Origin of the sequence: uncultured Eubacterium sp. (genome assembly GCF_937958975.1) — a bacterium.
GTDB lineage: Bacteria > Bacillota > Clostridia > Lachnospirales > Lachnospiraceae > Eubacterium_G.
The window spans coordinates 1-25,673 of record NZ_CALGRE010000044.1 but is presented as its reverse complement, the minus strand read 5'-3'; the positions used below and the strand labels follow the sequence as shown (position 1 = coordinate 25,673).

Sequence of the window (25,673 nt, the reverse complement as noted above, 5' to 3'; positions counted from 1 at the left end):
AGTCATTCTTTCCGGCTAGAAATTTTCTAATTACCATTCTATCAAATCTTTTATTACTTCCCCTCCGATAATCAGTCCCACAACAGAAGGTACAAACGCATTGCTTCCCGGAACCTGCCTTTTTTGTATATGACTTGTTGTATCATCTGACGAGCATACACCGCCTGTCTCACAACCATTCATCGGAGTTATAGGTTTTTCCTTAGAATATACGACCTTTAGATTCTCTATTCCTCTCTTTTTCAATTCTCTCCGCATCACTTTCGCCAAAGGGCACACCGATGTTTTATAAATATCCTCCACCTCGAAAGCAGTCGGGTCCATTTTATTACCAGCCCCCATAGAACAAATAATTGGCGTTCCCGCTTTCTTCGCTTCTTCAACCAATTTCAACTTTCCGGTCACCGTATCAATTGCATCTACTACATAATCATACCGGGAAAAATCAAACGCATCCGCAGTATCCGGCATATAAAAGGTTTTGTATGTATTAACTACCGCATCCGGATTAATATCAAGAACTCTTTCTTTTGCCACATCTACCTTATATTGACCAATAGTCTTTTGGGTAGCTATTATCTGACGATTTATATTCGTCAAACAAACCTTATCATTATCTATTAAATCCAATGTACCAATTCCACTTCTCGCCAGCGCTTCCACAGTATATCCGCCAACACCTCCGACACCGAAAACCGCAACCCGTGCATTTTTAAGACGTATCATGTTTTCCCTGCCGATTAAAAGTTCTGTTCTTGAAAATTGACTTAGCATTTACCCTTCTGTTGCCTCCTATACCAAAATTAATTGTACTCCTGCGTTCTTAAGCATTTCTTCTATTTCTTCCCCGGGACTCTTGTCTGTAATAATTCCATCAATCTGCTCCAAAGAACAACATTTATAATTTCTTTTTTCAAAAAACTTAGAATGAACTGTCAACAAATATATTTTATCCGCATTTCTTGTAATAGAACGCTTCATTGCTGCATCCTCCTGCTTGTAGGAATATATTCCGTCCTGCATAATTCCATCCGCTCCCAAAAATGCAATATCATAATGTGTTCTTTCAATTTGTTCCAGCGCTTCATAACCATATATAAACTTATTTTCATGATTCAGTTTTCCTCCAATAATATGCACCGGACATTCTCTCTGGTCCAGAACTGCCACATTATTAAGAGAATTAGAGAACACTTCAATGTCAAGCGGACAGACATAACACAACTGCAATACTGCTGTTGAAGCCTCAAAATAACAAACATCCTCACTATGAATCAACTTAGCAGCCGCTTTCGCTATCCTCTGTTTTTCCTCAACTTTGTCATTAATTCTAAGCTCATAATACTCAGCAATACGTCGTTTCTTAGGTAATGTAATCCCACCATGTGTACGAAGGACACTTCCTTCTTTTGTGAGTCTTACAATATCACGACGTGCTGTATCTCTGGAAACCCCAAAAACTTCAACAATATCATTTGTTGTCATGCGCTGTTTTTCTTCCAGCAATTCTAATATTTTGTATAGACGTTCTTCCTGAAACATATCGTCTCCTTATTAATCAATTCTTATTTCTGATATTTTAACATAAAATTCGCTCCCTTGAAATGTCGAAATTTTAAACCCTATGCGACTTGTGAAATCACTATCTAATATATTTTTTCCGCAGGATATAAACTCATGTCCATCTATCGAAAAAAATGTCTCATAAATATGACCGTCTTTTTTTAATCTTAAATACACACTCTCACTATCCACACTTTTCAAAGGATTTTCTGTTTCCATAAAATCGCAGCTTCCAGACTGAATTATATTTCTATCTCCCCCTGCCTGTAATGCTATATACACATAATTTTCTCCACAGTAACTATATATTCCATAAGAATCATTAAATGACATATGCATTGGCGTGAACTTCGCCTCAATTTCATAGTCACCAATCATTTCTTTTCTTAAATATGGAGACACATGTTCTTTAAAATTCAGCGTTCCATTATAGTTTTCATTCATTGCCATCATAACATATTCTTTACTATCTTCCATAAATAAAGTTCCGTTCTCTAACTTAAAATTTGTCATTGTACATCCTCCTTATATTTACTTGCATCTTTATAAGTGTTTTCTTTGTATTTCAAGTATATATAAGTATTATGTGTATGTCAATAAGCATTTTTAAGTTTTTAAATAAAAAAATGGATGCCCGGCTTATACCGAGCACCCATTTTTTATTATATCCTATATTTAATTACCACTTCAAATCAATAATAAGCGCATCTGCATTATCGTACTGAAGAAGTGTACTCTGATCATTTACATCATCGTAACAGAATCCATAAGCTAATCCTACAACAGAATGATTGTGGAAGAATCCTGCGTAATAGTTGTTAATTGAATTTTTGTAATATTCTTTTGGTTTATACCATTTAGAAGGTTCTGTTGCAACACCTCTGTTAAATGCTGCACATAACTGTGCTTCGATTGCTAACTCTACTGAATTACCTCTGTCAAATGCACCCTTTCCTTCCAAAACATCCTGAGTAGATGGCTTATCAATATAATAAATTGTACTGTCGCCTGCTCTTGTAAACTGCATACGGTTTCCAACTACACGACCTGTAAATGAACCTGCTTCACTGTTAAATACAAGATTTTCGTTAGAATATTTTGCCCAGAACTCATTAATATATCCATCAAAATAGTTTGCATATGGCTGACCAGCATTAAATACTGATTTACATGGACAGATAATACGCTTACCGTCTGCAAGAGGTTTAAATGCCGCTGGTGCATTATTTCTAAAGCTTGCAAAAATCTCATCTCTTGTTCCAATATCACCAACCGTCTTATCATACTTCTCATACTGTGTATGACCAACAAGTCTTGTAATCATTGGGAAACTAAAGAAGTCAACTCGTGTTGTATTACCCCAATAGTTCTTTCCGGTAATTGTAAACTCTGCAAATTCAAATAATGTGTTTACGTTAGGGTCAGATGTATTATTTAAATCCGGTCCTGCAAAACCAATTCTTCCATCAGCCGCCTGATTGAATGTAATATAAATTGGTTTCTCATAACTTAAGTACATTCTACCAGATTCAATGGAAGGTGCATATACATGGTCAGACTCTGATAATGTATGGCTAACATTTGCTACCATTCTATCGCCAACCTTAACGTTGTTCATTCCAAGGTTAGCAGGAATTAAATTACCATCCTTATCCATATAGCAAAGCTGTTTTGCATCATTATATCCTAATATACACCAATATACCTGGTTGTTTGAGTATTTACCATTTGTCTTATTGTTTAACTGTATCAAAACTCTGTCATCTCTTAAAGGTACGTCACTTCTAAGCTGTGGCTGTAACTCTGGAGGACAAGTCTCCGGCTCTGTCTCTTTTTCACCAATACCATTAACGGCAATTGACATTTCAAGTCTCTTAGATTCTCTCTTATCTACAACAGTTGCGATAGCTACTGTATGTGTTCCCTCAAAATATACAGGCATTGTAATGGATGATGCCTTAACACCTGTACGTCTGCGTTCTCCATCTACATAAACATTATAGCAGTCGATTTCTCCACGTCCCCATACAACTGTTAAATATCCACTCTCATTTGATTTTAAATCCATACCAAATGGCATTGGAATGGATGAATCTGTTGTAAAGTCTGTTCCACCAGCTGATGTCTCCGGCTGTTGTGTGTTCTTTGTTGTAGACGGCTGTTGTGGCTGTGTAGGTGCCTCTGTCTGTTTTTCTGTTGTTATTACTTCTCCTGTATAAGTAAACGGAATAACTGTTGCGTCGGATACTTTATTTCCAAACACTGCACCAACACCAATTGTGTACTCTCCTGCACCCTTAGTAAATACAGATGCATCAAGGTTTACTGATGTGCCAGTCACATTTGTTACATATTTTCCATTCACATAAACATCAAAAGAATCACATCCATTTACCGGTGCCCATGCAAAATAGAATGGCAAATCTGCATTTCCCGCATATGTAAGTCCTACAGGTTTTTCTAATGAACCATCAACAGCATGGTTTGTAGTATCTTCATATTTTGATGTTGTTTCCGGATTTTCAGTCTTAGATGTTGTTTCTTTATCTCCTACTGTTCCTGGTCTAACAATAGATGATGAACCTGAAAAATCCTTCTTCTGATATGATGGATTTACAACAGACAAAATATTATCAAAAAGATAATCGTGTTTTGCCGTGCTTCCCATAAGCTGTTTCTGATATAAAGTATCTGCTATCTTATATACTGAATTTGAGCTTGTCTTACCATATACTAATGTTCCGTCTTTTAACTTTGCATATGGTTTTACACTAATTGCATCTTTAAAAAACTTTGCATTTTTTACAAATTTCATTGTCAAAACATATGTCTGCGCATTTTCTGAATCACTATAACACAGTTCTGATTTTCCGGCATTAGTAGCAGCAAATGAATATACCATTTTATTCGTACTTCCAACTACCATATCTGCCTCAGTAATATGTTCTGTCAAACCATAAATCAGACCAACTTCTGCCACTTTTTCTGAAGGGTCTACGACAGAATATACTGTTCTAAACGCTTCTAAATTCGTGCTAATCTGATAACCATTAATTTCCAATCCTACGTTATCATCTGCTTTAACTTCTGATACATTGCAAAAGCTTTGCGCTATCATCATCACAAGCACTAACACAGATAAAACGTATTTTCCAATTCTTCCCAATTGTCTTTCCATGAAACACTCTCCTTTAATAAATTTCTAATATGATTTATTTAAATAAATCATAACGCTTCCAATGAAAGGGTATCCTTTCACATTTGTTATTAGTCTCTCTTATTTAAACGTTTTTTTCAAGGTGTAATATTTATAAATAAGGGTTCATATTTTATTTATTAACAAAATTTAATATCTAAAACATTAATTTATTAGATATTTTAGACAAAAAAGAGATGGTATAACTATATAATGAAAGCTTTACCATCTCCTATAAATATTTCTTCAACTGTCAATTACGAACGCGCCATGCCATCTACACTCAACACAACTCCTGTGATATAACTTGCCATATCGCTTGCCAAAAATACAAATGCATTTGCAATATCTTCCGGCTCACCAATGCGACGAAGCGGAATCTGTGCAATCAGTGGGGCGATATGTTCTTCCGGCACTGCCTTCATCATATCTGTATTTGTAATTCCCGGTGCAACTGCATTGACACGAATCCCAAAAGGACCTAATTCACGGGCTAAAGAAACCGTCATTCCATTTACAGCAAATTTACTTGTAGGATATGCCACACCGGATGGCTGACCATATTTGCTGACCATACTGCTTGTATTAACAATACAGCCGCTTTTCTGTTCTTTCATCTTTTCTACAACTGCTCTGGTACAATGAAACACAGCGTTCACATTTAAATTCATAGTTTTTTGAAACATTTCATCTGTATATGACGTAATTGGCTCACTGGCCGACACTCCCGCATTATTTACCAGAATATCTATCCTTCCGTATTTTTCTATTACCGTGTCAAAAGATTCCTTTACCTCTTTATATTCTGACAGGTTTGGCCAGATTCCTTCTACCTTCCAATTAGGATTTTCTTCTTTTAGCTGTGCAACAGCCTTATCTGCTGTCTCCTGTCGGGAACCGCATAAAACGACAATCGCACCATTTTTCAGATATTCTTTTACAATAGAATAACCAATTCCGCGTGTTCCTCCCGTAACAATTGCTACTTTGTTCTCTAATAACATGAAAATTGCCTCCTATATTATAAATTTGTTTATAAGCCAATACTATTATATCACTAATTTGTACAACGTAAACGTTATTATAAACTTTCCTGTTATCATCTAAAAAATACAAAGTGCCTTTGACACCAATCGGAGTCAAAGACACTTTATTTATTTAATATCCATATACGTTCATTTCATACAAAGAATATCCATACTCTGTATTTCTTTTTATGCCCTGCATTTTTACATATCTCGCATTTGCGTTTATGTTTATTTTTTCTGTTCCACCATTTCCATTATTCACTGTATCTACTGTAGTCCAATGGACTCCATCAGAAGAAACCTGTACGGAATACTGTGATGCGTATGCGTCCTCCCAGATAAACTCTGCTGAGGAAACATATTTTTCACTTCCTAAATCTACATATATCCATTCATTGTCTGTCCATGCAGATGACCATCTGGTAGATGTATCACCATCCACCACTTTATCCGCTGACAAATCATCTCCCTCACTGCTTGAAGCGACAACATTCTTTCCATTACTGATTAACTGCACATTCGGGGAAATATTTTCATATTCTGCCGCATAAACTTCTATTTCAAAAAGAGAATAACCATACTCAGTACCTCTATTTACTCCCTGCATTTTTACATATCTTGCATTGACTGGTGCAAATTCAACATCATAATCTTTACAATATGTATCGCCAAGAACAGCTACATCTGTCCAGTTCTCTGCATCATTTGAAACCTGAAGTTTAAAATTCGTAGCAAAAGCTCCTTCCCAGAAAAGTTTTACTTTTGCAATATCATAACTTTCACCCAAATCAACATATATCCACTCATTATCTGTCCATGCAGATGACCACCTGGTACTCATTGAACCATCTGTTACATTACCTGCCATCAGCTCATCACTTTCATTGCTTGATGAGTAAACATTCTTGTCTCTTGCTATATTAATATCTGAAATAGTGTACTGTGACTCTGTGGAAATCTCTGTTGTAACCGGTTCAATCGCTGTTCCCGAAACCTGTACGGTCTGTACTACTCCAGCCGATTCCTTTCCGTTTAACACTGCGGTTACTTTTACAGTAACACTACCGGCATTTATATTTTCAATTGTGTATCTGGCACAGACAACTTCATTGTATTTCTTTACATCATTAATATATACATTATACTTACACCCACTGTTGATTCTATCTGTATCCTGTCCCCACACAACTTCAATTGTATTATCCTTTGTGCAAGTTGCATTCATACCAATGACCTCTAATGGTTCCTCCTCAGTAATTGTAGTAGTTGGTGCCTCTGTTGTAGTCTCGTTCGTAGTTGGTGCTTCTGTTGTAGTCTCTACTACACTTCCTGTTACATTCACTGTCTGTGTTACACCGGCGCTCTCTATTCCATTTAAAACTGCTGTTACTTTAACTTGTACGTTTCCAGCTTCTATATTATTAATCGTATAATAGTTACAGATAACTTCACTTAATACCTTTGTACCATTCACATATACATTATATTTACAACCACTGTTAATTCTGTCTGCATCCTGACCCCATACGACTCCAATTGTATTATCCGCTGTGCATGATACATTCATGCCGATAACCTCTAATGGTGTTTCTTCCACAATCGTAGTTGGTTCCTCTGTTGGAGCGTTGGTCGTAGTTGGCGCTTCTGTTGTTGTAGGCGGCATGGAGCTGCCAACATATGCATTGTATATTTTTCCTTCGGATTCCATTCCATTAAGATTCGAAGTAACTTTAAATGTATGATATCCCGGCCTTGATACGGATACAATTAAATGATTTACCGTCATTCCTGATTGTACAAGCTGTCCATCAACATACACATTATATGTATAATTTTTTAATGCCCTATTCGCATCAGTTGTCCATGATACATTTGCCGAATTTGGGAAAATCCAAGCAGCTCTCATGTCAATTACTTCTAACGGTTTTTCTTTTTCATTGAGAATATCTTTATATTCTATTTTACTTTCGACATCTCCATATACTTCTAACTCTGTCAAAATTACATATGTGTCATTATCGATAAACTCTACCTTTACATATCTTGCTTTCTGTTTTTCTATTTCAAAACTTTTACTTGATTGGGCAGCTTTTTCTCCACTGGCTATTTCTGTCCAATTTTCATCATCCTTGGAAACTAAGATTCGATATGCTGTTGTACTGAATCTTTCATAATAAAGATTAATTTTATCTATATCATATTCCTGTCCTAAATCAACCTTTACATATTGTCCACTGCTGCTCTCTGTAATACACTTTGTTGATGTGTTTCCGTCTACTAAATTGGTGAGCGGAAAACCATCTGCATTAAATACACTTGATGCAGTAACATTTTTTCCACGTGCCACATTCTGATATGTTGCTTCCTCAAACTTAAACAACGTCTCCGGAGTATATCCTACTGCATATTCAATACATTTTGCAGCATTCACCACACCATAAGGAACTGCTTTACTTATTGATTCATTCGCAAGGTCTGACGCCGTATTTGCCATAATTCTCTTGACATCAAAATAATTCAAATCACTATTTATAGAACACATCATAGCTGTCACAGCTGCTACTATCGGTGACGCCATAGACGTTCCCTCACCATATACCGCACCGGAATTTGTTGTCAACATATAAATATCCATACCCGGCGCACATATATTTTTTTGTTTTCCAAAATTAGAAAAACCTGCGATATAATTTCCCTGTGTAGTCGCTACTACCGAAATAGTCTTCTCAAAGTCAGATGGATAATATATTTCGTCACTACTCTCATTCCCCGCAGCACACACTATTATAATTCCGGCTTCAGTCAATTTATTAATTGTTGCCTCCTGCACGCTGTCATATGAGAAACCGCCAAGACTCATATTAATTACTTTTACACCCTGCTTCGCACAATAATCCATCGCCCTATTTAAATTCTCTACTGAGAATCTGTATTGCTTATACGATTCATAATATGTAGATGCCTGAACTGCAAGAATTTCTACTACATCGTTATTGTAACAACTTGCCACTCCTGCTACCTGTCTGTTATTATTTGCTTCAGCCGCAATAAGACTTGCAACTCCCGTACCATGCCATGTTTTCGCAGGTACAGCACAATCCTTCAATAAAACCGGTGAATTGCCTGTTATATCCGCAGAATTTGGTGAAATAGAATTTTTCAAATCAGGATGGTCTATTTGAACACCCGTATCAATTACACCGACTAATACTTTGTTATGGGTATGCGTTGAAACATAATCCCAGGCTTCTTTTACATGAATGTTGTCCAAATAATACTGTTTTGACAAGTCAGTATCATTTGTTGCATTCAATACACTTTCTCCAACAACATCATAATAATTATTGCTGTCAACCGCCTCTGTAATACTATAATCACCATAAGCTTCTGTTGCCATATCAACTGTCTGACCTAATGAAATGGAAATTGTTGCGACATAATCTCCGGTAAAATCCTTATAAATAGATTCCACTTCTCCATGCTGTGCCTCACAAACAGCATCAATTTCTTCTTCTGTTGCATCCTTGTCAAACATTGCAATTACTTTACCCGCTTCATAACCGTTGGCATCGCCTTTGGCTCTTTCCTTAGCAGCTTTTTTGTATCCTGCTATAACATCCTCACTTCTACTATCGACGGTCTTTTCAAACTCATCTAACTGGTCAAAATCCTCAGTTTCATAATAAGAAGTAAGCGCATAATTCAGTGCTTCGTCATAATCTACAGCATCATCATAACAATTTACTAAATTCGCTGCCTTCTCTCCATCTTCCAAAGCAGTTTCTGCAATTCGCTCTAGTTTATTTTCTGAAATACTGGTTTTTACTATTTCATCAAAAACCGTTTTATTATCAGCTTTTACTTTTGTACTTTTGGTAATGTTGGCATTACACAAAGAAATGCTCATTGCACATGCTAAAACAATACCTGTTGTTCTTTTAAAAAATTTTCTCATCTTTCTCTCCTCTCCCTTTGTTTATTGTCTAACCCCAAGAGAGTAACATTTATTGACATAATTCGTCAATACATAAAAATGTTTTTTACTATTTCTGGTATATTTTTGGTAATTTTATACTATAAAAATACTTTTATTTGTAATATTTTTCTTCAAAAAAATGCTATCCCATAATCTATGGGACAGCATTTTTTGTCAGCAATCATTAAATTTCTATATTTCTTAATGCTTATGATACATTCTCTCATCTTCCTCATATCTTGGTTCACATGTAAGCTGAATCCCAAGTTTTTTTAATATCTGTTCATCCACGGAAGATAGTAACACCGTCGAATGAGCATCACAGCCCTTAAGTAATGGAAGTTGTCTCATCGCAAGCGCTGCAACCTCACTATATGATGCAGTTGAAGATAAAGCTGTTAATACCTCATCCGTATGGAGCCTTGGATTACGACTGCCAAGATAGTTTATTTTCAAAGCCTGTATCGGTTCAATCGCTTTTGGGTCAATAAGCTTAATGTCATCTTCTATATCTCCTAAAACCTTCAACGCATTTAATAAAGCCGATGATGCTGCACCTAAAAGCTCACTTGTACCTCCGGTTATAATTCTTCCATCCGGCAATTCGATTGCAACTGCCGGTTTTTCGTCCGTTGCTTTTTCTTTCTCTAATGCCGCAATCGTTACCTTTCTATCCTCAACTGTAATTTCTGCCTGTTTCATCAGTAATTCCAGCTTATATATATCATCCTTTGTTGTTCCTTTTCGTCTTTTTTCGCATAAACTCTTATAATAACGTCTGATAATTTCCTGTTTTGATGCCTCACAACATGCCTCGTCGTCAAAAATACAGTTTCCCGCCATATTTACGCCCATATCTGTAGGGGATTTGTATGGGCTTTCACCTGAAATAAGCTCAAACATCGCATTCACTACCGGAAATATCTCACAATCTCTATTATAATTTACGGCAGTCTCTCCATATGCCTCAAGATGAAATGGGTCTATAATATTAACATCATTTAAATCTGCTGTTGCCGCCTCATAAGCAAGATTGACCGGGTGTTTCAAAGGAATGTTCCAAATCGGAAAGGTCTCATATTTTGCATACCCTGCATCCACACCTCTTTTATGCTCATGGTATAATTGAGACAAACATGTTGCCATCTTTCCGCTTCCCGGTCCGGGAGCGGTAATAACAACCAAAGGTCTCTCCGTCTCTATATAGTCATTTTTTCCGTAACCCTCGTCACTGACAATATAATTTACATCACTCGGATAACCGGGTATTTTATAATGTTTATAAGATTTAATCCCCATAGACTCAAGTCTCTTCATAAACAATTCTGCTGAAGGCTGTCCGGCAAACTTTGTCAGGCAGACGCTTCCCACAAATAAACCTATTGATTGAAATTCATCAATCAATCTCAGCACATCCATATCATATGTAATTCCATAGTCACCACGCACCTTGTTTTCCTCAATATCCTCAGCACTGATAACAATAACAATCTCTGCCTGTTCTTTGAGCTGCAATAACATCTGAAGCTTAGAGTCCGGCTTAAATCCGGGCAAAACTCTTGAGGCATGAAAATCATCAAATAACTTTCCACCAAACTCCAAATATAACTTATTGCCGAATTGAGCAATCCTTTCTCGAATATGCTCTGACTGCATCATCAAATATTTTTCATTATCAAATCCTTTTTTTAACATTTTAACCTCATCCGTATTTTTATTTATTAATCTCATTCTTAAATGTAACAGATTTTACAACCATCGGATATTTTATCATTTTTTTGTTTTGATATCAAACCTTTACGGTCTAAATTTATAAAAATATTATACCATAAAATAAAACGCAGCCACCTTAAAATGACTGCGCCTATTTTTAATTTAGAAAAATAAATGAACCACAATTGCTGCTAAAGGAATAGCAATAATTGTCCTCTCTATAAAACATACAATTATTTCCCAGAACTTAATCGGTGACTTTGTCGCCATCATAACCGTTGCAGTTTCTGAAAAGAAAATAATCTGTACCATTGATACAATTGTCACAAAAGCTTTCGCTTTTACTGCCATTGTTGCCGCGCTTCCCACAATTGTAAGTACAGGCAAAAACATTTCTGCAATACCTACCGGAATTGCCGCTGATACGATTGCTGCATCCGGTATTCGGAATAAATACAAAAGAGGTCTGAATATATATCCAATCCATTCAAATATCGGTGTGTATTCTGCCAGAATCAATCCTGAAACACCTATCGCCGAAAGCATTGTTAATACCTGTGGTAACACAAGAATACTATCCTTTAAACTAAACGGAATATCTTTATGTAATCCCTTCGCAATATAAGCACGCTTTACAGCACGAGAGCATCCTGTAGGAATCGTTTTTACACTAAATTTAGCATTTTCTTTTCTTTCCTCATCCGTCTGCACTTTACCATTATAATAAACATCCTTCTTATTTCGAATAGGAGGTATTCTTACCATAATAGGTTCCATAATAAATACAAGAACAAAGCTTATCGCATATACTTTCACAAACTGGCTTCCCAAACCCGCCGTGTTTATTACTAAATAGGCAAATCCGATGCTGACAGCGGAAAAGCCTGTCATAATACCTACCATTTCTTTATCTGTATATACATTTTTCTTCCACAAACGATTGGTAATAAGCACTCCCAGAGAAGAGGAACTTACAAAAGATGCAACCGCGTCCAATGCCGCTTTTCCCGGTACTTTAAACAATGGTCTCATTAATGGCTCTAATATAGCTCCAATAATTTCCAAAATACCATAATTTAAAAGAAACGGCATAAAAACTGCACCGACAATAATGATACCTAATACCCCCAATACAATTGGTGGGAATACCTGGTCACCCGTGGATGCCCCAACAATAACCTCCGGACCCATAATGTTTGTAGTAACTTTTAAGGCATACAACAATGCATAAGCAAAACCTAATGTATATAACACCGTATGAATTATATTGTCATTCTCATATACTTTAGCAAACTCATTTTGAACTGTTTTCTTTTTAATCCATCTGAAATATAAATGACAGAATAAATTTGCACCGATGATAATTACCAATAGCCAGTATGCAAAATCGCCAAACAATCCTACAAAACCGTTATATAAGATACTAAATATAATCGTACTCTCCCCTTTGTATGGTACAGAAACGAAAAATACCAAAATTCCAATTAGAGAACAGACCAAAAGCCTGATAATACCTTTTGTTCTCTGTTTAGAATTTAATTTTATTTCATCCAGTTCCGCTGACTGCATATCGCTGTCGTATACTACTGTTTCTTTTGTTTCCATGTATTCTCCTCCTAATCTTCCTTATTCTTTTTCTGCAACGCAAGAATAGATAAAAATTCAAATACAATATTGGCAGCCAGATATGCTGTAATTTCACTGCTATCGTATGCCGGCAATACCTCTACGATATCAAATCCCACAAAATTCACTGTCTTAAGACTTCTGACCATCTCAAGAGTCTCGTATGAAGTAAATCCACCAACTTCCGGTGTTCCTGTTCCCGGTGCATATGCCGGGTCTACGAAATCAATATCAAATGTCAGGAATACCGGCTTGTCTCCAACTCTTTCCAGAGCCATCTCCATCACTTTATCAATTCCCATCTGACGAACCTTATGTGCCGGTATCAACAACATTCCCAAGTCTGCTGCCATCTTATGCTCATTCGGGTCGTACAAAGAACCTCTCATTCCTATCTGAATAGAATGTGAAGGGTCAATTAAACCTTCCTCAATTGCACGTCTAAATGGCGTGCCATGATTATACTTTTCTCCAAATACCTCATCACAAAGGTCTGAATGTGAATCAAAATGTATTAGACCGACCGGTCCATATTTCTTGGCAACAGCACGAAGTTCTCCAAGAGTAATCGCATGGTCTCCACCCAAAACGATTGGTGTAGCACCTGCGTTAAGAATCTTTGAAACTCCTTCTTCAATCGCTGCATAAGACGGATGAATATATCCCGGTGTTACATTAAAATCACCAATATCACCACCCTTAAGACTTTCCATAATATTTACCTGCATAATAACATTATTCGGTTTCATCATAGCAGAAATATTTCTAATTCCGTTCGGACCGAATCTGGAACCTGAGCGGAACGAACTTCCCGTGTCAAACGGAGCTCCTGCGATACAAAAGTCCAAATTTTCTGCTGAATCTACATGCTGCATTCTCATAAATGTGCCCATATTGCAAAATCTTGGTGAAGATAATGCACTGGCCGGCTGATTTTTATCTGCCATTTTTCTCCCTCCTTAAACTCCTCAAAAACTTATTAAAATTTAAATCCTTCAACTCATAAGTAGACATATAAACAAGAAAAAAAGACCAAAGTCTCCACTCTGGTCATAACCTCCAAATACGTCATATATTCTTACATTTACTGTCTTTAATACATCCCTGTATTTCTCCGTCCTTTTGCCTGAGAGATTTAGCAGTTATACTGCCTTGCACCTTCGGCACTTTTCGTAGTTATATTACGTAAAAGCTTCTCCAGAGTAACAATCCATTCACAGTCCTCACCGCACAGCGATACCTGAGAGTTTTACTCCTTTGGTTGAAATATGTTCATTTCCTGCGAACTTCACCTTGTTTTTATTTCTATTTACTTCTAATAAGATGTTACCCCTATTTATGTTAACTGTCAAGTTCTTTAAATCCGGTAACAGGTCGAATTAACAAGGAATAATCTGTTCGATGAACTGCATGACAACAACATTATTTATCCAGTCCACATGGATAAGCTTGTTCCGTCATCATTTTTTCTCTGATAACACTTTCATAAAAACGATAGCCACCAGAAAAATTGTAACAATCATATCCATTCTGAGTCAAAATCCTACATGCAATATAACTTCTTAGCCCACTCTGACACATCACATAAACCGGTTTCGCTTTATCTATTTCATCCAATCTGTCTCTTAAATCATCCACCGGAATATTGATAAACCCCTTCACATGCCCACTAATGTACTCTTTTTCTGTTCTCGTATCAATCAACGTAATACTTTCATCTATTGGCAAGTGTTCTAACTCATCCCAGTGAAACTGCCTAATTCTCCCAGTAGCAATATTTTCTATCACAAAACCAGCCATATTAACCGGGTCCTTTGCTGACGAAAAAGGAGGTGCATATGCTAAATCTAAATCTTTAAGCTGATTCGCTTTCATCCCGGCATTAATGGCTGTAGCAATTACATCTATTCTTTTGTCTACTCCATCACGTCCCACAATTTGTGCTCCGAGAATTTTAAGACTCTCTCTTTCAAACATAAGTTTCATAATCATGACCTTGGCACCCGGATAATATCCGGCATGTGAAGAAGGCGAAAGAATTACTTTATCATAATCAATACCAGCTTCTTTCGCAGCTCTTTCTGTTATTCCCGTGCTGGCAACAGTCATATCAAAAATCTTAATTACAGATGAGCCCATGGACCCTTTGTAACAACTTTCAAATCCACATATATTATCTGCCGCAATTCGCCCCTGCTTATTTGCCGGTCCCGCAAGTGCTATTACCACATCAGAGCCTGTTATAGAATGCTTTACCGAAACTGCATCACCTACTGCATAGATATCTGGAACAGAGGTCTCCATTTTGTCATTTACTACAACTGCATTTTTTATACCAAGCGTAAGCCCCGCTTTCTTAGCTAATGATGTTTCCGGACTAACCCCTATCGCCATAAGAACCATATCTGTCTTTATTGAAACATCATCCTTAAGAAGAATATTAAGACTATCCACTTCTTCCTCGAAACCAATCACATTTCCACCAAGTTTCAGTGCAATACCTTTTGAGCGAAGCTTTGCATGCACCATAGTTGCCATATCATAGTCAAGTGTGTTCATCAACTGATTCGTTCTCTGAACAATCGTGACCTGAATCCCCAAATCACATAGATTCTCTGCAACCTCTAGCCCTATAAATCCGCCTCCCACCATAACTGCTGATTTTGGTTTATACTCCTCTACAAACTGCCTAATCTGAAAAGTATCCTCTACTGTTCTTAGAGAAAATACTCTTTTATGATTAATTCCCGGCATATCAGGACTAACCGGTCTTGCTCCTGGAGCAAGAATCAATTTATCATAGGATTCTTCATATACCTGACCATTCTCTATTTCCTGTACAGTAACCGTCTTTTTTTCGACATTTATATCTATTACTTCTTGTTTTACTCTAACATCAATTCGAAATCTATCCCAAAAACTGTTCGGAGTCTGCAAGGTCAAATCCTCATCATCTTCAATGACTCCACCTATATAGTATGGCAGACCGCAGTTTGCATATGAAATATATCCGGTTCTTTCAAACACAATAATCTGTGCATTTTCATCCAGCCTGCGTATTCTTGTTGCTGCTGTGGCACCACCTGCAACACCACCTACAATTACAACTTTCATGTATTCTCTCACAACCTTTCCACGATAACCACTGATACCGCCAATATTTGTCATATTTCATGCTAGTATAAAATTAAAAAATGCTTATTGTAACATAGCCTCCAACTCTATCTTTGAGCTTACACCGACTACTTGCTTTACTACCTTCCCATCCTTAATGAGTACAATGGTAGGAATACTCATTACCCGAAATTTCTGTGCTAATTCTGCTTCTTCATCTACATTTATCTTTCCAACTTTTACCTTACCTGCGTACTCAGCTGCCAACTGTTCAATAACCGGATTCATCATTCGGCATGGAGCACACCAGGGAGCCCAAAAATCAATTAATACCGGTTGTTTTGATAATAAAACCTCTTTATTAAAATTCTTATCTGTAATCTTTAACTCTGCCATATATTTATTCTCCTCTATATATCAATTATCTTACCTGTGATATAAGTATACTCATATAGCAAATTTATTTCTGTGACTGAGTCACATAGCAAAAAATTAATGAATTAATCTTTGTAATGCATCAATATTTTTTAATGTTATTGCTCCTCTGTTTATCTCAATCCATCCTTCCAAAGCAAATACCTTAAGCATCCTGGCAACAACTTCTCTTGCTGAATTTACCTCCTGTGCCATAGCTTCCTGTGTCATCTTTATCTTTTTTTCTCCTGTCCTCTCATATATTGACAGCAATAAACGGGCCATACGTTCATCAAAACGAGCAAACAAAATCTGTTGCATGACCCATACAACCGTTGAAAAGCGTTTTGTGGAAAGTTCATATGCAAAACATTTTACTTGAATATTACTATCCATTAACTGTTGAAATTTTCCAGCATGCACAGCCAACAATTCCGTTTCCGTTTCTGCCACTAACTGTACATCCAAAGATATTTCATTAATAACACAGGAGGCTGACAAAATACAGCTGTCTCCCTTTGCTATATGAAACAGGGTTACTTCTCTACCTTCGTCTGAAGTTATATATACTCTGAGAGCACCGGCAAGAACATATACCATTCCAAGACATGCATCTGAAAAACCATGAATATATTCATTTTTATGATATGTCCTATAGGTTGTTCCCCGCAATAACAGGTTCTTTTCATCTTCAGAAACAAAACTCCAGTATGGAAGTTTTGTAATAATAGCATCTATATTCATTTGTGGCATCCACCATTTTCACATCCATGATTTCCACAACTGTTTCCCTCCTCATGAGAATGGTGGTCACACTGTATATCCGGATTATACACAAGTGTTCCATTAAGTAGTGCACAAACTACTTCGTCTACATTTCCTGATACACCACCATAAAACTTAATACCTGCATCTGACAATGCCATTTGCGCACCACCACCGATTCCACCACAGATTAGAATTTCGATTCCTAAGTCAAGAAGAAATCCTGCCAACGCTCCGTGCCCTTGTCCATCCGAATCAATCACCTCTGATTTCATAATAACACCATTTTCAACAACATATACTTTGAACTGTTCTGTATGGCCAAAATGCTGAAATACTTCTCCATTTTCATAAGTTACTGCTATTTTCATTTTTTTATTTCCTTTCTCAATTTTATTTTTCTTCGATTCTGCTGCATATCTCCAACATGGTCGTCCACAGCATGACTTTTGTTTTCCTTTGCAGATTCTATAATTTCCACCTGTTATTACTAATTGTTTTCCATTCACAATGCAATCTGAGATTTTAAATCTTGCCCGCTCGTATATTTCTGTTACTGTTGTGCGTGAAATGTCCATAATTGCTGCACATTGTTCGTGATTCTGCTTTTCATAATCCACAAATCTTATCACTTCATACTCGTCTACAGAAAGAATAACACTTTCCGGATTCTCTTCTCCCTTTGGTTCAAAACATGAGTATTCCGGCTCCCTGCAAACTGTTCTACATCTTTTGGGTCTTGGCATTTTTTACCTCCTTTTTTCCGACATATGTTGATTATAACACATTTGCTTTGCTTTTTCCATAACGCAAAATAAGGATATTTTCTAAATTTCTTTAGAAAATATCCTCTTAAATAGTTCCTTAAATTCGGATAAATACTAAATTTATTTATCCAAACTCTTCATTGTAGGGGATCGAACATATGCTTAATTACTTTTAACCCATCTTCAACTAAATCAATCTGTATCGACTCTGCTAAGCCGAAAAATCCTTTAAATGAAAATACAAAGAGATTATATTATGAGTAATTTACAAACCCACATCAAAAATTATGTAAAATTGTGTAACTGAATATTACAGTTTTGGAATTAAATTATAATGAGAATTATTGGCTTCCTACACAAACGACTCATGATGAAAATAAGAATTTTTATCAGTACAACAGAAATAAAAATCATTCATTTTTCAGAAAATAGTTACAAACAAATTCAATGGATTCCTTTTTAACTTTATGTACTAAACTTTTTTATTATAAATAAGCTTCTGACAAGATATTTTTAATGATATTACAAAAGAAAACGTCCTCTCACAGAAACAATTTCATTCTTTAATTAATCTCCTTATAAATTGTACACTCAATTTTTTATCAATTCGCACAATCCTTTTTACTGTTTATTTAGTTAAGTGTTGAACTGCTACTCCAAAAACACCAATAACTTCACCACTTTATCATAGGATAATAATTATGTTATACTATTAAATTATTGAAAAGTTCTTTTTTATATTGACAAATCTTTTAAACGTTTTTATTTATCAACTTCATTATTGATACTTAAGAGTGTAATTATATTTTTTAACTTACATATTCTCTAGCACTTTTTCCAGTATTTCATTTTCTATCATTTCTATTTTTTCAATGTCTGATAATATACTATTTTTCACTTTTTCAACATTTTTATCCAATGAAATATATGCATTATATTTCATTACACTATTTAACATTGTTCTTCCTAACTGAACTACTCTATCGTACTGTTTTGCATATTCCTGAGTTAAAAAAATATGTTCTTCAAATAAATATTGAAACCTCTTTTGCATTATAATTTTATTTTCATATATAAAATAAATTTGTGGCAAATCGATGCTTTTCTTTTGTTTTGACATATCTATTAGATATTTTTTCAAATCATTATATATATGTATTCCATACTTATTAATTATATTACTGTTTAAAGGGTTAATATGTCGCCTGTCATATAAAAAATTAGTACCATTAATATATCTTTTCAGCATATGCTTTATGTACTGAGAATCAATTGAATAATACGGCCTCATCCACTCATTATCTTTATGAAAGGAAAAAATAAAAAATGGTAAATCCCGATTCATTTCAGAAGAATAAAATGATTTTATAAAATCATCATATTTAACTTTCCTTAATTTATAGTGCAAATCATCTCCATAGTATATACAACAGAGAACTTGTTCAAATTCATCGTAACCATAAATCATTATTTCGTGGTTGTAATGCTTCACACCAAAATATATAGTTTCTTCTATATAAAACTCATCTACAAACAAAGCAACATATTTTTCTAAATCAATTATTTTTTTTATTTGCTCTATAGGAGAATTTTGAAATAAATCAAATGTTGATATTGTCATTTTTTCCGTATTTAAATAATATACTTCATCCTCAAAATATTGAATATCATAATTAATAACCAAATCATTATTATCATAAAAAGAATACACATTTATAAAGTTCGAATAAAACCAACCTTTACTATTTTCTCTACTACCCACTATAGACATTGGGATAGCAATATTATGATATGGTTTTACTATAGGAATACATACATCCAAAGTATGTTTTTCCTTTGTAACTATCCCTTGCTCTATACTATCATATAAACATGAATTTAAACAATTATTCATAATAATCCCTGTATGATTATTCAGAAATACTTAATCATACTTTCCTTTCATTTTAATTGTATATCATATTATATTAGCACTTTACCCTTACTTGTTTTTTGAACCAAAACATTATCTAATCTTTCCATTAAAACATGAAAATTGTGTTATTATATTATTACTATTATATCATAAATTTCATATTTACATTTAAATTTATTTTAGGGCAAGTAATATGACCTAAGTTACTAATCTTGATAATACTGTGCTTGTTTATTAAACATATTTGCATATATTCCATCTTTTATATTAATTAATTCACTATGTGAACCACACTCTTTTATTGTACTTTCTGAAAAAACTACAATCTTTTCACAGAACTTACAACTTGACAATCTATGTGATATATATATAGCCGTTTTCTCTCCTACTAAATCATCAAACTTATTATAAATCTCATACTCTGCCACTGGATCCAACGCAGCTGTTGGTTCATCTAAAATAACAATAGAAGAATTTTTGTATATTGCCCTTGCAATAGCTAACTTTTGTTTTTGGCCCCCAGATAATTCTATACCGTTTTCCTCAAAATATTTAGATATGTATGTATTTAATCCCGAAGGTAAATTCATAACATCATTATATAATCCAGACATTTTTAAAGCAGCATTAATTCTTTCAAATTCTCCCACACCATTTTTGTTATCAAAACATATGTTATCCTTGAGCGTAAATGCAAAAAGCTGAAAATCTTGGAATACAACTGCAAACAATTTTCTATAATCATCCATTGAATAACTTTCTATATTAATTCCATCAATTAATATTTCACCTTCATTTACATTATATAATCGACATAACAATTTTATAAAAGTAGTTTTTCCTGCTCCATTTAATCCTACAATTGCAATATGTTCTCCAAAACTAATTTTCAAATTTATATCTTTCAATACATATTTATCACTTCTTGGATACTTAAAGCTCACATGTTTAAATTCTATACAATGCTGACTTTCATTATTTATTTCTAAATCACCTTTCTTCAAAGCTTCCGGATATTCCATAAACAATACATATTGATATGCATAATTGCATTTTTTTGTTATATCCTGTATTCCATTCGCTATTCCTGTCAAACTCTGAAAAAGCTCTGATGAAGCAGCTGTACACATCGAAAAATCTCCAATCGAAATGACTTTTTTTATTGCTAAGTATCCTATATATACATAGCCGATTCCATCTCTTATAATATTAATTAATATATTTGCTATAGAATTTCCTTTCTGCTTCTTTGCGGCCATTTTAAATATAGATTGTATTTCATTAATATGATATTTTTCCTTCTTTTCTATCATATCTGCACCATCATATAATCTTATATCTTTTCCATATGCAAAATCCTGCAACGTAAACAATACATATCCAAACACTCTATTAATTTTCGACATTGCCATGTGCACCTCAACTTCAATTTTATTATTTCTTGCAGTAAAATATGATGTACACGATAATGCCAATAACTGAATTGGAAATAAAAATGGACAATATGCTATAATAATTCCTATTGATACCATAAATGCTATAATATTTAAAACAATTGCATAGACTGAGTCTAATACACCTATTACCCCACCGCTGTACCAGGTCATTCCTTCCTTACCTTTATTCATTTGGTCTAAAACGTTTGGATCTTCAGTTTGTTCAAAATCCATTCTCATACATTTACCTGCAATTGTTTCATTTACATATTCATTAAATCTCTCAGCTTGAACATTTAAATTAAGCACTACAAATTCCAATAATAATTTTGCAACTAATTCCGAACCCACTATAATTAACACATAAATAATCACATTATTTAAATGACTATTTATCTCAGCACCTTCTTGTATTAATATTAATTCATCTATGATAAATTTAGGTATAACGATTGTTTTGATTTTTAATAGTAAATCGCAAAAAAACCTTAAGACATACAATACAAATACTATCTTTTCCTCTTTTCTAGCAATCAAAAACATTTTTCTGATAGTACAATTAATTATCTGTATATTTTTTTTTAGCATTTTCTGCCTCCATATGTAATCCGTTATTTTCTTTCATATAATATTGGGCTTGAAGTTTAAATATTTCTTCATATTTTCCCCTTTTTTTCACCAGTTCATCATGTGTACCACTTTCAATAATATGTCCATTTTCAAACATCACTATATTTGAACAAAATTTTGTCGAACTAAGTCTGTGACTGATATATACAGCAGACCTTTTCCCAATAAGTTTGTCAAAATCTTCATATAGCTTTGCTTCAGCAATTGCATCCAAAGCTGCTGTAGGTTCATCTAAAACTACAAATTCTCCATTTTTATACAATGCTCTTGAAAGTGCCAGCTTTTGTTTTTCACCACCAGATAAATCCACACCATCCTCATAAATCACTTTGAGTATCTCAGTATCAATTCCTTTATTAAGCTGATTTATTTTTTCATGCAATCCTGTTTGATTTATAACTTCTTGCACCTTATTCTTGTCAGTATTTTCCTCATCTTTCATTGATATATTAGAATATAACGGAAATGCATATAAATTTACATTTTGAAACACTGGCGAAAAAATACTATAATAATCTTTTCTACTAAATTTTCTTATATCTACATTATTTAATAAAATTCGTCCCTTTGAAGGTTCATATAATCTCATCAAAAGGCTAATAAATGTTGTTTTTCCTGCTCCATTTAATCCTACAATTGCAATACGTTCTCCTTGCTTTATTTTTAAATTAATATTTTCAAGAGCATATTTATCTGCTCCAGGATATTTAAAAGATACGTTTTCAAATACTATTTCATATCCGTCTGATTTTGGAATCTCACTGTCACCAATTTCCTCGGATTCCCCTATCAATTCTTCTATATCCATAAAGGTTCTAAAATCATCAACACCTCTAGATAAATGTAGCATTTCATCTACACCTCCAAACAAGTAAGTTACATATGTAAAAAAAGTTGCAGACGATGTCAAGTATAATGAGAAATTTCCTATCGGCATTGATTTATATATAACTGAATAAATAAGCCATGCATAAAGCATTACTTGCACAACACCCCACATAATATTTCCAATTTCATTTGCTACAAGCCAATATGTTCTATTTTTTTTATGACTAGTAAATACCATATTATTTACTTCGTGAAATTTTTTCAACATAAAGTCTTGCAAACCTTGTAGCCTAATATCCTTTGCATAACTAAAATCAGATGTAACATTTTTCAAATACTCTACTTTTCTCCAGGTATTAGACATTGGATCCCATATTTTTTTCTTACATAATTCATTCGTTTTATTTTTAATATAAAAATTTACCCCTGCTAATACAGTTATAACTATCACAATGATTACATTTAGATTTCCTAAAATAATAAGTCCAACCACTACAACAGAAATTATGGATATAAAATCCATAAATTTTCTCATCAACCCTTCTATTCCATCATTATTATTTGATGTAGCATTCATAGCTTTATAATGGCAATCAAGAACCAATGGATTTTCCAAAAGCTCGTATTTTATACTCATTACTTTTCTATTTTTCTTTAGTAAAAAAACAAAGCGCACAGTAGTTAGTCTCCAGTTTTTTTCTGTATCTACTATGGATAGTATACTATTAATAAGAAAATATCCTATCGAACCAACTATTATTGTAAGTGCTAACTTATCCACTCTTTCAGTATATGTTATTATATCTATTACATATTTTGTAATAAATCCCCATAAATAATGCAAAAATGGACTTAGTACAAATCCCAATATTGTAAATACAATAAGAATTTTATCTGTTCTATATTCCTCGGATACAATATATTTTAAGTTACTTATCAATCCATATTCCTTATGTAATATTTTTTCTTCATTCATTTATATTATTTCCTTATACTATAATTTTGTAACATTTATTTAACCATATTAATATTTATAACTAACTATAATATTTAATAATAGCATCAACCAATTTGTTCATTTCATCCATATTTCCTAGAATAAATGAAGGAACATTTGTTATTCTACTAATTTCTTCTTTTTTATTCTTAAGTTGTTCTTCTTTCATTTGTACCATACCACCATAAACTCCCAATTGTTTGTTTCGCAATGCCATTGGGAAAATAACAACAGCTATAATTTCAGCTTGAACCGAGGCATTAATAAACTGAATTGTCCTAGTAATAAACTCCATTTCATCAAATGTATTTACACATAATATTACTGTATCCGGTAAAGTTCCCTGAATAAACATATACTGTGAAATATTAAACATTTCTAAATTTCCAACATCATATGGAACTGTACCTGATTGTGAGCCAACAATGACAATTTCATTATCCTTATCAGATATTTCATGCATTTTGTAATTCAAATATGCTATTGATTCTATTTCTTTTATTTCAACAGAACTATTATACCCCATAGGGTATACCTCGTCCATTCCAAATAACAACGCTGAAGGCTCAGTTCCCATTTGCCCCACCTTATATCCTCTTTCAATTAATAAGTACCGAAGATAAAGCTGAAGGGTAAATTTTCCTTGTTTTGAACTAGTCCCAAATACTCCTAATACTGGTTTAGAATTCCTAAATAATTTACCATAAATACATATTGGTATATTTTCTTTCTTAACGGAAGGCCAAAATATTTTTTCATTATCTACAATATTATTTTTTTCTAAAAAGGGCCCTATATCATCAAAAGAATATATATTTTTTTGATGATAATAAGTTTTTTTCACTAATTCAGTTTTATACTCGTCTATGTTTTTATTTACATTTAAACTTAATTCCTCTGTATGTCCCAGAATCAAAGTATCAAACGAAGCAAAATCGATAGATTCTATATCTTTTATGTTTTTATCAAGGACTTCATCATCTCTTAATAATTTTTTTATATTACTTCCTACCCTTCCAGAATATTTAGTATCATACACATCAATGATTTCAAAATTCAGTTTTTTATAAAATCGTACCAAACTATGCATTTCCTTATTAAAAGGAAACAACACTGCTTTTCGGGGAATAAAACCTTGCCTTTTTATCTCAGTCTTATAATCAAATACACTTATTGCGTCTCTTTTAAAACTATCTAAAAGTTCATTAATTGTCATTTCTTTATTGTGCATATAGCTTATGCATTGCTTGGTGACGTAAGCACAAGCAAAACTGTTTCCAGCATTCATTATAAATTTAGGATTTTTCCATGCAACCCTTTGTACGTTTCCCATAGCACCAATATTTACCATCTTATCATAAAAAAAGACAAATTCATTCTTCTTCTTACAAAGTGGGCTGTTTGTAACACCTATAACATTTTCTAATGCTGCCGGATATGCAATTGACCCTGTATTATCAAATGCTGAAACAATTATTACACCTTTATTTATCAATTTATCACATATTTCTCTCCAACATTTTGTCGATTGCACCATATTTGTTCCTAAACTCATATTTATAATATCAACATCAAGATTTTTATCTATATAATCTAAAGCAATATACAATAGTTTTTCATCTACACCTTCTTCTATTCCTTCAATTTTTATATTAATAATATCACTTAAGATCGGAAGAGCACACGTCAGAACTCCAGTCACATA

The 25,673-nt window shown here is 33.9% G+C and carries 16 protein-coding genes and 1 riboswitch; all 16 genes read right to left on the bottom strand.

Annotated elements, in window-relative coordinates; translation table 11 throughout:
• Nucleotides 1–30 precede the first annotated feature (30 nt).
• A complete protein-coding gene (locus tag Q5O86_RS07710) occupies nucleotides 31–774 on the bottom strand; it encodes a tRNA threonylcarbamoyladenosine dehydratase (protein WP_302626559.1) in 744 nt (247 codons plus the stop codon).
• Nucleotides 775–792: 18 nt separating this feature from the next.
• Nucleotides 793–1,542, bottom strand: a complete 750-nt coding sequence (locus tag Q5O86_RS07705) for a DeoR/GlpR family DNA-binding transcription regulator (protein ID WP_302626558.1) — start codon at nucleotides 1,540–1,542, stop codon at nucleotides 793–795.
• Nucleotides 1,543–1,554: 12 nt separating this feature from the next.
• The gene (locus Q5O86_RS07700) at nucleotides 1,555–2,076 is read right to left on the bottom strand and encodes a hypothetical protein (protein WP_302626557.1); all 522 of its coding nucleotides are present in this window, start codon (nucleotides 2,074–2,076) and stop codon (nucleotides 1,555–1,557) included.
• Nucleotides 2,077–2,242: 166 nt separating this feature from the next.
• Nucleotides 2,243–4,741, bottom strand: a complete 2,499-nt coding sequence (locus Q5O86_RS07695) for a glycoside hydrolase family 64 protein (protein WP_302626556.1) — start codon at nucleotides 4,739–4,741, stop codon at nucleotides 2,243–2,245.
• Nucleotides 4,742–5,016: 275 nt separating this feature from the next.
• The gene (locus Q5O86_RS07690; protein ID WP_302626555.1) at nucleotides 5,017–5,763 is read right to left on the bottom strand and encodes an SDR family NAD(P)-dependent oxidoreductase; all 747 of its coding nucleotides are present in this window, start codon (nucleotides 5,761–5,763) and stop codon (nucleotides 5,017–5,019) included.
• A 154-nt stretch (nucleotides 5,764–5,917) separates the two neighbouring features.
• Nucleotides 5,918–9,742, bottom strand: a complete 3,825-nt coding sequence (locus Q5O86_RS07685; protein WP_302626554.1) for a discoidin domain-containing protein — start codon at nucleotides 9,740–9,742, stop codon at nucleotides 5,918–5,920.
• A 222-nt stretch (nucleotides 9,743–9,964) separates the two neighbouring features.
• The gene (locus Q5O86_RS07680; protein ID WP_302626553.1) at nucleotides 9,965–11,458 is read right to left on the bottom strand and encodes a DUF1846 domain-containing protein; all 1,494 of its coding nucleotides are present in this window, start codon (nucleotides 11,456–11,458) and stop codon (nucleotides 9,965–9,967) included.
• Nucleotides 11,459–11,638: 180 nt separating this feature from the next.
• A complete protein-coding gene (locus Q5O86_RS07675; protein WP_302626552.1) occupies nucleotides 11,639–13,081 on the bottom strand; it encodes a YjiH family protein in 1,443 nt (480 codons plus the stop codon).
• Between the two features lie 11 nt (nucleotides 13,082–13,092).
• A complete protein-coding gene (gene speB / locus Q5O86_RS07670; protein WP_302626551.1) occupies nucleotides 13,093–14,049 on the bottom strand; it encodes an agmatinase in 957 nt (318 codons plus the stop codon).
• Nucleotides 14,050–14,206: 157 nt separating this feature from the next.
• Nucleotides 14,207–14,313, bottom strand: a riboswitch (glycine riboswitch).
• A 211-nt stretch (nucleotides 14,314–14,524) separates the two neighbouring features.
• The gene (locus Q5O86_RS07665; protein ID WP_302626591.1) at nucleotides 14,525–16,216 is read right to left on the bottom strand and encodes an FAD-dependent oxidoreductase; all 1,692 of its coding nucleotides are present in this window, start codon (nucleotides 16,214–16,216) and stop codon (nucleotides 14,525–14,527) included.
• 84 nt (nucleotides 16,217–16,300) lie between these two features.
• The gene (gene trxA, locus Q5O86_RS07660) at nucleotides 16,301–16,612 is read right to left on the bottom strand and encodes a thioredoxin (protein WP_302626550.1); all 312 of its coding nucleotides are present in this window, start codon (nucleotides 16,610–16,612) and stop codon (nucleotides 16,301–16,303) included.
• A gap of 96 nt (nucleotides 16,613–16,708) precedes the next feature.
• Entirely contained in the window at nucleotides 16,709–17,374 is a 666-nt protein-coding gene (locus Q5O86_RS07655) for a Crp/Fnr family transcriptional regulator (RefSeq protein ID WP_302626549.1), read from the bottom strand.
• The gene (locus Q5O86_RS07650; RefSeq protein WP_302626548.1) at nucleotides 17,371–18,141 is read right to left on the bottom strand and encodes a DUF134 domain-containing protein; all 771 of its coding nucleotides are present in this window, start codon (nucleotides 18,139–18,141) and stop codon (nucleotides 17,371–17,373) included. The genes Q5O86_RS07655 and Q5O86_RS07650 overlap by 4 nt, the downstream gene beginning before the upstream one ends.
• Nucleotides 18,142–18,976: 835 nt before the next feature.
• A complete protein-coding gene (locus Q5O86_RS07645; RefSeq protein WP_302626547.1) occupies nucleotides 18,977–20,056 on the bottom strand; it encodes a hypothetical protein in 1,080 nt (359 codons plus the stop codon).
• Nucleotides 20,057–20,283: 227 nt separating this feature from the next.
• Entirely contained in the window at nucleotides 20,284–22,101 is a 1,818-nt protein-coding gene (locus Q5O86_RS07640; RefSeq protein ID WP_302626546.1) for an ABC transporter ATP-binding protein, read from the bottom strand.
• Nucleotides 22,073–23,947, bottom strand: a complete 1,875-nt coding sequence (locus Q5O86_RS07635; RefSeq protein ID WP_302626545.1) for an ABC transporter ATP-binding protein — start codon at nucleotides 23,945–23,947, stop codon at nucleotides 22,073–22,075. The genes Q5O86_RS07640 and Q5O86_RS07635 overlap by 29 nt, the downstream gene beginning before the upstream one ends.
• Nucleotides 23,948–25,673 lie beyond the last annotated feature (1,726 nt).

Bases quoted from the DNA above. Each gene is read 5' to 3' on its own strand.
- Q5O86_RS07705 (WP_302626558.1), bottom strand. From the start codon at position 1,542: ATGTTTCAGGAAGAACGTCTATACAAAATATTAGAATTGCTGGAAGAA.
- Q5O86_RS07695 (WP_302626556.1), bottom strand. From the start codon at position 4,741: ATGGAAAGACAATTGGGAAGAATTGGAAAATACGTTTTATCTGTGTTA.
- Q5O86_RS07650 (WP_302626548.1), bottom strand. From the start codon at position 18,141: ATGCCAAGACCCAAAAGATGTAGAACAGTTTGCAGGGAGCCGGAATAC.
- Q5O86_RS07685 (WP_302626554.1), bottom strand. From the start codon at position 9,742: ATGAGAAAATTTTTTAAAAGAACAACAGGTATTGTTTTAGCATGTGCA.
- Q5O86_RS07635 (WP_302626545.1), bottom strand. From the start codon at position 23,947: ATGAATGAAGAAAAAATATTACATAAGGAATATGGATTGATAAGTAAC.
- trxA (WP_302626550.1), bottom strand. From the start codon at position 16,612: ATGGCAGAGTTAAAGATTACAGATAAGAATTTTAATAAAGAGGTTTTA.
- Q5O86_RS07655 (WP_302626549.1), bottom strand. From the start codon at position 17,374: ATGAATATAGATGCTATTATTACAAAACTTCCATACTGGAGTTTTGTT.
- Q5O86_RS07640 (WP_302626546.1), bottom strand. From the start codon at position 22,101: ATGCTAAAAAAAAATATACAGATAATTAATTGTACTATCAGAAAAATG.
- Q5O86_RS07680 (WP_302626553.1), bottom strand. From the start codon at position 11,458: ATGTTAAAAAAAGGATTTGATAATGAAAAATATTTGATGATGCAGTCA.
- Q5O86_RS07665 (WP_302626591.1), bottom strand. From the start codon at position 16,216: ATGAAAGTTGTAATTGTAGGTGGTGTTGCAGGTGGTGCCACAGCAGCA.
- Q5O86_RS07675 (WP_302626552.1), bottom strand. From the start codon at position 13,081: ATGGAAACAAAAGAAACAGTAGTATACGACAGCGATATGCAGTCAGCG.
- Q5O86_RS07645 (WP_302626547.1), bottom strand. From the start codon at position 20,056: ATGAATAATTGTTTAAATTCATGTTTATATGATAGTATAGAGCAAGGG.
- speB (WP_302626551.1), bottom strand. From the start codon at position 14,049: ATGGCAGATAAAAATCAGCCGGCCAGTGCATTATCTTCACCAAGATTT.
- Q5O86_RS07700 (WP_302626557.1), bottom strand. From the start codon at position 2,076: ATGACAAATTTTAAGTTAGAGAACGGAACTTTATTTATGGAAGATAGT.
- Q5O86_RS07710 (WP_302626559.1), bottom strand. From the start codon at position 774: ATGCTAAGTCAATTTTCAAGAACAGAACTTTTAATCGGCAGGGAAAAC.
- Q5O86_RS07690 (WP_302626555.1), bottom strand. From the start codon at position 5,763: ATGTTATTAGAGAACAAAGTAGCAATTGTTACGGGAGGAACACGCGGA.